We start from the raw sequence: 10,273 nt of genomic DNA on the forward strand, positions 1-10,273 counted from the left end.
CTCAATACCAATAAAATTTAAAACTAATATTCATAATTTAAATGGAGTGATTTATTCATTTACAAACATGAAAGGTGAACATACATTAATAAATCTTCATGGAGATATTGATAAATATGGTTCTACTCGTATACAAGGAAGCATTGATGGCTTGAACCCTAAAAAATTTACTGATATAAATATGAATTTTAAAAATCTAGATTTGACTACTATGAGTGGGTATAGCGCAGAGTTCGCGGGTTATGAGATAGACTCTGGAAAACTATTTTTAGATCTTGGATATGACATTAGAGATGCAAAACTAAAAGCAAGTAATAGCATTGTAATTAAGAAAATTGAGCTAGGTAATGAAGTAAAAGATGAAAATGTTACACATCTTCCATTGGGTTTTGTGGTTGGACTCTTAGAAGATGATAAGGGTGTTATAGATATTGATATGCCAATTGATGGTGATGTTGATAAACCAGATTTTAAATATGGTAAGTTGGTCTGGAATACTTTTACAAATTTAATTACACGCGCTGTGACAGCACCATTCAAATTTTTGGGTGCTATGCTTGGTATAAAAAGTGAGGATTTGGAATATGTTGCGTTTGAAGATGGTCGTAGTGATATTACTCCAATGCAAAGAGAAAAAATGGATAGACTTGCAAAAATAATGCTTAAAAGACCTAAGTTACTACTCAAAGTCAAGGGCGTATATGATAAACAAAGTGATAAAGTGGCTCTTCAAAAAGAGAAACTTATAGCTTTAGTGTTGCAAAAAAGTGGGCTTAAAAACAGAGATGAGCATCAAAGTGCAATGACGCTAGATATGCTTGAAGAAATTTACTTAGATAACGCAACAAAAAAAGAGTTAGAAAAACTACGAACTAGAGCAGGTAAAGAGTATAGAAAAGAGCTTATTTCAGCATGTATAGCCATGATGAAAGTGGACAAATATGCACTTAAGAATTTAGCTAAATTAAGGGTAAAAAACTTAGTGGCATATCTCAATAAAGAGAAAAATATACCACTTAACAGAATCCATGTAAGTAAGGGAACAAGGGAGGTTCAGAGTGAAAGAGGCTTTGTAAATCTGGAATTAAATTTAGCTGTTCAGTAAAAGTATCATAAAAATTTGCTATAATTCTTTCTTATTTCAATAAAAGGTAATCTATGGCATTTTCAAAAGAAAATAGGCAAGGTACTATTTCTGGTATCATTTTTGTTGCAATTTTTGCAGCAGCAGCAACTGCTATTGCGCAAATCGCATTTTTCAAATCACTCGGGATTTCTCCACTTGTAATTGGTATTGTTCTTGGTATATTTTATGCAAATACTCTGCATAATCATATTCCTAGTGCATGGGGGACAGGTATAACATTTTCAGGAAAGAAAATATTGCGTTTTGCAATCGTTTTCTATGGTTTTCGTATAACTTTCCAACAAATTATGGATGTAGGTTTGAGCGGATTTACAGTTTCACTTATTATGCTCTCAACAACTTTTTTACTCGGGACATATCTTGGTATAAAAGCATTTAAAATGGATAGAGAAACTTCTATGCTTACCGCTGCTGGTGGTGCAGTATGTGGTGCTGCCGCAGTTTTGGCAACAGAACCTGTACTAAAAGCAGAAGGCTATAAGACTGCGGTTGCGGTCTCTATGGTTGTTCTTTTTGGAACGATTTCAATGTTCTTGTATCCTGTTTTATATGCATCTATTATTGAACCGGCACAAGGGTTCTTGCATATGACACCTGAGCAGTTTGGTATTTATACTGGTGGTACAATTCATGAAGTTGCACAAGTCGTGGCTGTTCCTGCATCCATTCCAACAAAAACTATTCATGACATCATAACTGTCGGTGGTGTGACAATGTCTCCAGAAGCACTCCACACACAGATGGCAAACTCTGCGGTTATTGTTAAAATGACGCGTGTTATTATGATTGCTCCAATGCTCATTCTTTTAGGAATTTATCTCTCTATGCAAGCGAAAAAGTCTGGTAAAGCAGGCGATAAATTGCAACTTGTTATTCCTTGGTTTGCAGTTTATTTTATTGGTATGGCAGGATTTAATTCACTTGACTTGGTTCCACATGCAATCGTTGGAACGATCAACCAAATAGATACCTTCCTTTTAACAATGGCGATGACAGCTCTAGGTATGGGAACAATTTTTGCAAAATTTAAAGGGCTTGGACTTGCACCTGTTTATACAGCAGGTTCAATGTTTATTTGGCTAGTTCTTGGTGGTTTTGTTGTGACAAAAGCAGTTACTGCAATTCTTTAATAGATTTTTTGAACTCTTAATAAAACTATTTAGCAAAAGATTATATAATCTATTTAATATAGTTTTTTAGGAGTTTTTATGTCATATCTTCCAAACACACTGAACTCATTTTGGTTGTGGCGTGAAGTATATGTGAAGCTGGGTATCTCTAACCCAGCATATAAATACTGGAAAAATACTCCTACACTTAAACTCAATAACAAGTATTTGTTTATAGAGAAAAATACTCTTCCTCAAAAGCATGAGCATATTGAAGATACTTTAACTGACCTCTCTGGACACCTTCCGATTAAGTACGCTTCTGACCAATTACATGTTAATGAACATTTGTTCTCTTGTGGCAAAATGTCCTTGCACAAGGAGTTTGAGTATAAGTTTGTTGAAGATATTAAATTTGTTAATATACGCAAATTTTTTAGAGAAAATGGCATTAAAGTCTCAAAAAATTCTCTGGTGCAGTTAGCAAAGCTCAAGGATTTGGAACTTACTCCAGAAGCAACTTTTTATAATCTAAAAAATGATTATGCTATTGTGGTGTATGACTAATGGATATGTTTTATATTGGGTTTCGTGACCCTCTTTTTTCAATCATCATCTTTTTTACTATTATTTTTGTAATTACATTTTTTTCATATTGGTGGAGCAGATACAGACGCAAGGAAGATAATAGTCATCTTGATAAATTTTTGCAACAGTTCCGCACGCTGCCTACAAAAAATGAACTTAAAATTCTTATTTCAGGTGGGGAACTCTCTCGTAAATCGTGGATGTTACTTGCAGCATCTTACTCTAAAAATGGTGATTATGAAAAAAGTATAGAGATATATAATGAAATTCTTTCTGTGACATCAAAAGAAGATCTTTATGAAACTATGTTCTTACTTGGAAAAACTTATTTTAAGGCAGGTTTTTTAGAACGCTCTCATCAAATGTTTTTAGAGATACTCAAGTATAATCCAAGAACACCTCAAGCGCTACACTATCTTTTACTTGTTTATGAGTATATGAGAGATTATAAGGCTGCTATTGATGTTTTAGAACCTCTTGATGAGCTTAATGAAGATATATTGCTTGATAAGGCTTATTTGAATGCCTTAGCCCTATTAAATGATAATAGTATTGATGAAAATGAAAAAGCGCAACAACTGCTAAAGCTTTATCAAAAATCAGGTAAATTAGCTTTAATGACCTTTGAGTATCTTTTTCGAGTAAACCCCTCCTTAGCATGGGAAAATTTTAATCTTGATGATGCTGAGCTTCTTACAGAAGTACTCTGGAGAATGGACTCAAAAGATTTGAATTTAGATATAATTGCAAAGAGTAGATACTTAAAAGAGCTCTATAGTGCCAGAGGAGATATAAATCTCTCAGGGGGGAGTTCTATATTTGAATTAGATGTTCTTATAGGCTTAGAGGGGCGTGCAAATGCTACTTTAAGTTTTGAGTATGTGTGTAAGAAATGTAAGGGGAGTTATCCTTTTGCATTCAATCGTTGTACAACCTGCCATACAATTGATAGCGCAATGGTTGAGTACACATTAAGCAAAGATTTTGTTAAGGAATTTAGTGAAGAAAATAACTCTTTTCAGTGATGGAAGTGCTTTGGGCAATCCAGGACCTGGTGGATATGGTGTGATACTTAGATTTGGTGATAAAGAGAGAGAACTCTCTGGATTTGAGCTTCATACTACGAACAATAGAATGGAACTTAAAGGTGCTATTGAAGGGCTTAAAGCTCTAAAAGAGCCTTGTGAAGTTGATATTATTTCAGACTCTTCGTATGTGGTGAAGGGCATTAATGAGTGGCTTGCGAATTGGATTAAAAGAGATTTTAAAAAAGTTAAAAATCCAGATCTTTGGCGTGAATATATAGAAGTGGCAAAGGGGCATAAAATTCATGCTATTTGGGTACGAGGGCATGATGGTCATGTTGAAAATGAACGATGTGATATTTTAGCCAAAGAGGCAGCCCAAGAGGCAAAAGATTTACTGTAAAAATGAGGGTATTATGCATAAAAATGTAGAAACATTAGAAAAAGATTTAGGGTATGAGTTTGAAGATAAAAAGCTCATTATCGAAGCGCTGACACATAAAAGCTACAAACAGCCCTACGATAATGAGCGCTTAGAATTTTTAGGCGACGCGGTACTTGATTTGGTTGTAGGTGAGTATCTTTATAAGAAGTTCAAAAATTCTGATGAGGGAAATCTTTCAAAAATACGAGCATCTTTAGTCAATGAAACAGGCTTTGATAAATTGGCTAGAGCACTGCGTTTAGGAGATTATATACTACTCTCAAACGCAGAAGAAAATAATGGCGGAAGAGAAAAATCATCGCTCTTATCCAATGCCTTTGAAGCAATAATGGGTGCAGTTTATTTAGAAGCTGGATTAGAAAAAGTAGATGAAATAGCCATTGGATTGATTGAAAAAAACTACAAAGAGATTTCACTTGATTCTCTGTTTCGTGATTTTAAAACGACACTACAAGAACTTACTCAGGCACGATTTGGCATTACTCCTGAATACAAAGTGCTTGCTTCAAGAGGACCTGACCATAAAAAAGAGTTTGAAGTTGGTGTCTTTATTGAGGGTAAAGAGTACGCTAGAGCAAATGGAAAAAGTAAAAAGATTGCACAGCAAGAGGCCGCACAAGTTGCTGTTTCAATGTTGAAGAAGGAAAAATAGTGAATAGTTTTGGAATGAAGTTACGATTTTCAACATTTGGGGAATCTCATGGGAAAGCTTTGGGATGCCTGCTTGATGGAGTTCCTGCAGGTTTAGAAATTGATGAAGATTATATTCAAAGTGAACTAGATCGTAGAAAACCTGGTAAGAGTGAGTTTGAAACGGCAAGAAAAGAGGCTGATAAAGTAGAGATACTTTCTGGTGTTTTTGAAGGTAAAAGTACAGGAACTCCAATAGCTATGGTTATTTATAATACAAATCAAAAATCAAAAGACTATACAAATATTAAAGATGTATTTCGTCCAGGACATGCTGATTTTACCTACTTTCACAAATATGGCATTCGTGATTATCGTGGCGGAGGAAGAAGCTCTGCAAGAGAGACGGCTGCTCGTGTGGCAGCTGGTGCGATTGCGAAGTTAATGCTTCAAAAGTTGGACATTAGTGTTGTGAGCGGTATTAGTGAAGTTGCTGGTATTAAAAGTGAAGTGTTTGATTATGAGCGTGCAAAGAGTAGTATTATTTATGCTCTTGATAAGGAAAAAGAAGAGGCACAGAAAGAGGCTATTTTAAATGCCAAGAGTGCACATGATTCTGTAGGTGGTGTTGCTCGTGTTGTTGTAAAAGGCGCTCCAATTGGCTTAGGACAACCACTCTATTATAAGCTTGATGGTGTTTTAGCCGATGCTATGATGGGCTTAAACGCAGTCAAGGCTGTTGAAATTGGCGATGGAGTATTGAGTTCGCGTGAGTATGGTTCAGAGAATAATGATACTATTCGCCTAGATGGTTTTGAGTCAAATCATGCTGGTGGTATTTTGGGTGGCATTAGTAATGGTGAAGATATTGTGCTGAATGTATATTTTAAACCAACTCCTTCAATATTTAAAGAGCAACATACAATTACAACTGAAAATGAAGAGGTTGATTTTGCTCTCAAAGGCAGACATGACCCTTGTGTAGCCATTCGAGGAAGTGTTGTATGTGAGTCAATGGCTGCATTGGTAATTGCGGATATGCTTCTCTTAAATATGGGCTCTAGAATGGATGGAGTGGTACGCTACTATAGCTAATATAAATAAAATTCATATTAGCCAAGTGATTACCTATCTTTGATACAATTATTATAATTATAAATTATGGGAGTACCTTTGAATCTTAAAACTTTTTTGTGGGAATATGGTGAACATGTTCCAGGATATGATGTTACAGTAATAAATGAAAGAGAGGCAAGAGCAGCCGCTGGTATTCTTTTTATGTTGGGTATGATAGTAATCTTTGTAGGTATTGGCTATGGTCATATCATTGTTGCTCGAGTCTATCTGGCTTTTTTATTTGTTGATTTTACAGCAAGAGCTATATCTCCAAGCTATTCTCCATCACTGTTGCTAGGCAAGTATGTTGTACGCAATCAAAAGCCTGAGTATGTAGGTGGTTTGCAAAAACGCTTTGCATGGACGCTAGGTTGGCTAATATCGTTACCAATGCTTTATTGGTTTGTACTTAATTGGGATATTACTTTTTATAAAGTGTTGATTTGTGTACTTTGTCTTACTCTGATGTTTTTGGAAAATGCCTTTGGTGTTTGTGTTGGGTGTATGATATATAAAGCAATTATGAGTAAAGATCCAGAGCATTGTCCTGGTGGCGTGTGTGAAATGCGTATAAAAGAGCCAATACAAAAATTTAATTTTTTACAAGCTTCCATTGCCATAGTCACTGTTACTGGACTATTGCTAGGAATATATTTATTTCTTGCTAAAACAGAATCTAAAACCTTCTTTGGAGAGTTTTTACACGAAGCAGTTTTAACAAAAGCACAACTGCAAAAAGAGCAAGAAGAAAAGTTTCAAAGAGAGGCAGATAAAGAGTTTGGAGATGATGACTTTTAGTTTTTTAAAATTTTAACACTGTCGCCAGTATGAATTAGAGCCTTATCTTTGACAACTCTGGCAAAAATACCTCTGTCATTTTTAAGAAGTTTTGGTAATTTTGAATTTATAGTAGTTAAACCTTTGCATAAAGTACAGTTTTGAGTGATTTCTAAAAGTGCACTACCAATCTGTAGCCTGTCTCCAGCGACTAATGAGTAGGGATTTATATCTATTAAAATATTTTCTCCAAGTATGCCGGTATCTATATTTATACTGTTTTGTTTTGCTAAATTATAGCTATCTAGCGAGGTAATTAGGATTGAACGATCAGGATCTTTGGCATAAAATTTATCACCTATAATGCCATTGCTATCTATTTCTGCAGTTTGAAGAGAAACTTTTGTTTTTCTTATGTCATCTTTTGTAATATATAAGTTTAAAACTTTTCCCTCTGAAGTGTTATGCATATGGAGCTCTTTATAAAAATTTTTAACATTATAGCAAAAAAAATATATAATGTAGAGAGAATAAAAAGAGAAGATGATAGGGGTACAAAGCCCCTATATAGAAGAAGCTAAAATTATTTTATTTTAGCTTTACCTTTGTATGTTTTACCATGATTATTCATTGCAACAAGTTTGATTTTATCTTTTTTTGCACCGATACCTTTAAATTCAAATTTAAAGATAGGGTTTTTAGATAAGAACTGAGAAGTTGAAAAATCAGCTACAACTTCTCCATTAAGAGTAGCACTAAAGTGAGTAATAAAGTCTGCATTATCTCTACTTCCTGTTTTTTTCTCAGCCATATTGTATGTCATTGATGGGTTTTTAATCAATGCTTTAACAGATACAACACCATTTTTTAATTTTGCTTTTGCTTTAATTCCAGCCATTTTATTTCCTTAATAAGTTATTTTTTTAATTATCTTGCTTTTGAAAAAGGATTAACCTTCACATCCACCAAGAGCAACATCTAGAGTTTTTTGAGCTGCATATAGTTTACCATCATTACCTTGAGCTACAATCGTAATAGTACCAGATGAAGCCATTTTGATTTTGATAGAGTATTTGTTTACACTGTATTTGTTTACATCAACAACCATTACAGCAGCTTCAGGGTTTGCATTTTGAAATACTGCAATACTTTTTACATCTTTATCAGTTGAAAAATCAACAGGAATTGCACCACCATTACTAGCAACATCAGGAGCTTTTAATTTTACTCCCTCCATAGTTAAAGAGTTTGAACCATAAAGAGCTTTAATAGCTGCCATAACACCATCTTCAGTTACTTTCTTACCATTCATTACGTTTTTAGTAGTCCATACGGCTGGCTTAGATTTTCTAAAATCTTCTGCTCTAATACTTGCAGGAACAGCAGCTAAAGCTATTGCACCTAAAGTCATACTTAAAAATTTTCTTCTTTCCATTGTTTATCCTTTGTGTTTATTTACTTTTGTTAACCATATAGTCAACAACTAATTTAAACTCTCTGTCTGAGAGCTCTGAACCACCTTTTGGAGGCATACCTGCATCAGTACCTTTAATACCATTTGCATATACTTTATCCATACCTTTAGCTGTATAAGCTGCCCATGCCACTTTGTCACCAATTACCGGCGCACCCATACCATCAGCTCCATGACACATTGCACAGTTTGCGGTATACGCTTTAGCGGCATTGAAAGCTTCTCCTGAAGGTTTAACAGCAGGCAAGTCTCTTACTTCAGAAAGAGGTGGATGAAAATCATGTATTCCCCCATTTTGAATGTAAGCTACTTTGGCAGTTGGCTCCTGACAATCATGCATACATCTTGAAGCAGGATTGTTTGTATTGTATTTTTGTGCACCAAAGTTATCTGGATTTGAGAAATACTTACGCACATTATCACGACCATGTGGTCCATCAATTTTAGGCTCAAAACCATCAACATTTGGCATTTTGATTTTTAAGAATTTTTCACGATTAAGTACATACTCATCATCAACTTCTTGTCCATCAATTTCCATTTCGTTTATATTTAGAATGTAAGCAACAAGAGCATAAACCTGATCATCAGTTAAAGTCCCTGTTTGTGGATGTGGCATAGCATCTTTAATATACCAAAAGAGTGTACTAGCTTGTGGCCAATATGTACCAAATACACGCACTGGACCATCTTCATCAGGTTTGATTCTTTGATTTGTTAAAGTTTTATGCAAGTCATATGCATTTCCTTTAGAGAGTGATGGGTATCCACCGCCACCTGAACCAAAGTCACCATGACACATTCCACATTTAGCATCATAAATGTCACTACCTTCCTCCGCAGTACCATGACCTTCTGGTAAGCCTGTACCATCTGGCATTATATCAGTGTTCCATGCATCATATTCTGCTTTTGTAGGTACACGACCATTAAAGATTTTTTTCGCATCTTTAGTAACTTGAGGGTTTACATGGTAAGGACCAGTCATATTGTTTTTTACAGGGTAACTTACGCCACCATCTATTGAAGCTAATGCAGGAGAACTTTGATTACTGCTTGGCATCACACCATCCATACAAGCTGAAAGACCCAACGATAAGGCAGCAGCCGCAGAGATTGAAATTAATAATTTTTTATTTAATTTAAACATTGTTACGCCTTCCCTTCAATAAATAATGGGCCTTTGCCTTTTCGATCTAATTGAGAACGGATTTCTACATGAGTAATTTTTCCGTCTTTCTCAACTTTCCAAGTCTCAACTGCATTTCTATGATAAACAGCTTCCACACCAACTTTTAGTGTCTCTTGGTCAATTGTCGGTTGGATATACCCAGCATCATCTCTTGCACGAGAAGTAAGATAAAGTTCATCACCTTTCTTATATGTATGCATATAACTCCATCGAGTCCAACATTTTGGAAGGACTAGACCTTTAAGGTTTGCCGCGACATAATTTTTACCACCGTCAAATGAGAGATCAACACCCGTAATTGTACCCATTCCAGACCATGCAAGACCTTCAATTTCTACAATATCACCATCTTTTAAGTCTGACCAATCAATTTCTGGCGATGGAGAAGTTACTGTTGAGTTTACTTCATTTGCATAGAAGTGTTGGATAGCTTTTCCAGTAGGTTTGAGTACTGTATATTTAGATGTTTCTTCTTTACAGTACCATGGTTCAGTAGCGAAGTCTAAACGGCGTAGCCATTTAACACATAGGTTACCTTCCCATCCTGGAACAAGAAGACGAATAGGATACCCTTGCTCAGGACGAAGTGCTTCACCATTTTGACCCCATACAATCATAGCATCATCTAAAACTTTATCAATAGGAATAGTTCTTCCCATTTTAGAAGAGTCTCCACCCTCTGCAAGCATCCAGTTTGCCTCTGGTTTTAGACCTAGGTCTTCAAGAATAGTTTTTACATATACACCAGTCCACTCTGCACAAGACATAAA

13 protein-coding genes are annotated in these 10,273 nt (G+C 35.3%); 8 read left to right on the plus strand and 5 right to left on the minus strand.

Annotated elements, in window-relative coordinates; all coding sequences use genetic code 11:
- The 8 genes from MVY38_RS05610 to MVY38_RS05645 form a co-directional block, all read left to right on the plus strand.
- Positions 1-1,105 (plus strand): DUF748 domain-containing protein (locus MVY38_RS05610; RefSeq protein WP_297484202.1); only part of this gene is annotated, 1,105 nt, incomplete at its 5' end.
- Between the two features lie 53 nt (positions 1,106-1,158).
- The gene (locus tag MVY38_RS05615) at positions 1,159-2,277 is read left to right on the plus strand and encodes a YeiH family protein (RefSeq protein WP_297484204.1); all 1,119 of its coding nucleotides are present in this window, start codon (positions 1,159-1,161) and stop codon (positions 2,275-2,277) included.
- Positions 2,278-2,355: 78 nt separating this feature from the next.
- The gene (locus MVY38_RS05620) at positions 2,356-2,823 is read left to right on the plus strand and encodes a hypothetical protein (RefSeq protein WP_297484206.1); all 468 of its coding nucleotides are present in this window, start codon (positions 2,356-2,358) and stop codon (positions 2,821-2,823) included.
- Positions 2,823-3,869, plus strand: coding sequence for a hypothetical protein (locus MVY38_RS05625; protein WP_297484208.1), 1,047 nt, complete (start codon positions 2,823-2,825; stop codon positions 3,867-3,869). Before MVY38_RS05620 ends, MVY38_RS05625 begins: the two co-directional genes overlap by 1 nt.
- A complete protein-coding gene (gene rnhA, locus MVY38_RS05630; RefSeq protein ID WP_297484210.1) occupies positions 3,844-4,272 on the plus strand; it encodes a ribonuclease HI in 429 nt (142 codons plus the stop codon). The genes MVY38_RS05625 and rnhA overlap by 26 nt, the downstream gene beginning before the upstream one ends.
- A gap of 13 nt (positions 4,273-4,285) precedes the next feature.
- Complete coding sequence (gene rnc, locus MVY38_RS05635; protein WP_297484212.1) at positions 4,286-4,966, plus strand: ribonuclease III; 681 nt, start codon at positions 4,286-4,288, stop codon at positions 4,964-4,966.
- Positions 4,966-6,039 carry a chorismate synthase gene (gene aroC / locus MVY38_RS05640; protein ID WP_297484214.1) on the plus strand — a complete coding sequence of 358 codons (1,074 nt, stop codon included), beginning with the start codon at positions 4,966-4,968 and terminating at the stop codon, positions 6,037-6,039. The genes rnc and aroC overlap by 1 nt, the downstream gene beginning before the upstream one ends.
- Positions 6,040-6,117: 78 nt before the next feature.
- Positions 6,118-6,858: a DUF4395 domain-containing protein gene (locus MVY38_RS05645; RefSeq protein ID WP_297484216.1), complete on the plus strand. Its 741-nt coding sequence runs from the start codon at positions 6,118-6,120 to the stop codon at positions 6,856-6,858.
- Here the strand turns inward: MVY38_RS05645 and MVY38_RS05650 are convergent.
- The 5 genes from MVY38_RS05650 to MVY38_RS05670 all read right to left on the minus strand — a co-directional run.
- On the minus strand, positions 6,855-7,307 hold the full coding sequence (locus MVY38_RS05650) for an MOSC domain-containing protein (RefSeq protein WP_297484218.1): 453 nt from the start codon (positions 7,305-7,307) through the stop codon (positions 6,855-6,857). The two genes, MVY38_RS05645 and MVY38_RS05650, sit on opposite strands and share 4 nt — an antisense overlap.
- A 113-nt stretch (positions 7,308-7,420) precedes the next feature.
- Positions 7,421-7,735, minus strand: coding sequence for a thiosulfate oxidation carrier complex protein SoxZ (gene soxZ / locus MVY38_RS05655; RefSeq protein ID WP_297484220.1), 315 nt, complete (start codon positions 7,733-7,735; stop codon positions 7,421-7,423).
- A 51-nt stretch (positions 7,736-7,786) separates the two neighbouring features.
- Positions 7,787-8,272: a thiosulfate oxidation carrier protein SoxY gene (locus MVY38_RS05660; RefSeq protein ID WP_297484222.1), complete on the minus strand. Its 486-nt coding sequence runs from the start codon at positions 8,270-8,272 to the stop codon at positions 7,787-7,789.
- Between the two features lie 16 nt (positions 8,273-8,288).
- A complete protein-coding gene (locus tag MVY38_RS05665; RefSeq protein ID WP_297484224.1) occupies positions 8,289-9,461 on the minus strand; it encodes a c-type cytochrome in 1,173 nt (390 codons plus the stop codon).
- A 2-nt stretch (positions 9,462-9,463) separates the two neighbouring features.
- Positions 9,464-10,273: molybdopterin-dependent oxidoreductase (locus tag MVY38_RS05670; protein WP_297484226.1), on the minus strand; the 810-nt coding region annotated here is incomplete at its 5' end.

The organism is Sulfurimonas sp. (genome assembly GCF_027056685.1).
In the GTDB taxonomy this organism is placed as follows: Bacteria; Campylobacterota; Campylobacteria; order Campylobacterales; family Sulfurimonadaceae; genus Sulfurimonas.

Excerpts from the sequence above, each read along its gene's own strand:
- MVY38_RS05615 (WP_297484204.1), top strand. The coding sequence starts at position 1,159 with ATGGCATTTTCAAAAGAAAATAGGCAAGGTACTATTTCTGGTATCATT.
- MVY38_RS05620 (WP_297484206.1), top strand. The coding sequence starts at position 2,356 with ATGTCATATCTTCCAAACACACTGAACTCATTTTGGTTGTGGCGTGAA.
- MVY38_RS05625 (WP_297484208.1), top strand. The coding sequence starts at position 2,823 with ATGGATATGTTTTATATTGGGTTTCGTGACCCTCTTTTTTCAATCATC.
- rnc (WP_297484212.1), top strand. The coding sequence starts at position 4,286 with ATGCATAAAAATGTAGAAACATTAGAAAAAGATTTAGGGTATGAGTTT.
- MVY38_RS05650 (WP_297484218.1), bottom strand. The coding sequence starts at position 7,307 with ATGCATAACACTTCAGAGGGAAAAGTTTTAAACTTATATATTACAAAA.
- soxZ (WP_297484220.1), bottom strand. The coding sequence starts at position 7,735 with ATGGCTGGAATTAAAGCAAAAGCAAAATTAAAAAATGGTGTTGTATCT.
- MVY38_RS05660 (WP_297484222.1), bottom strand. The coding sequence starts at position 8,272 with ATGGAAAGAAGAAAATTTTTAAGTATGACTTTAGGTGCAATAGCTTTA.
- MVY38_RS05665 (WP_297484224.1), bottom strand. The coding sequence starts at position 9,461 with ATGTTTAAATTAAATAAAAAATTATTAATTTCAATCTCTGCGGCTGCT.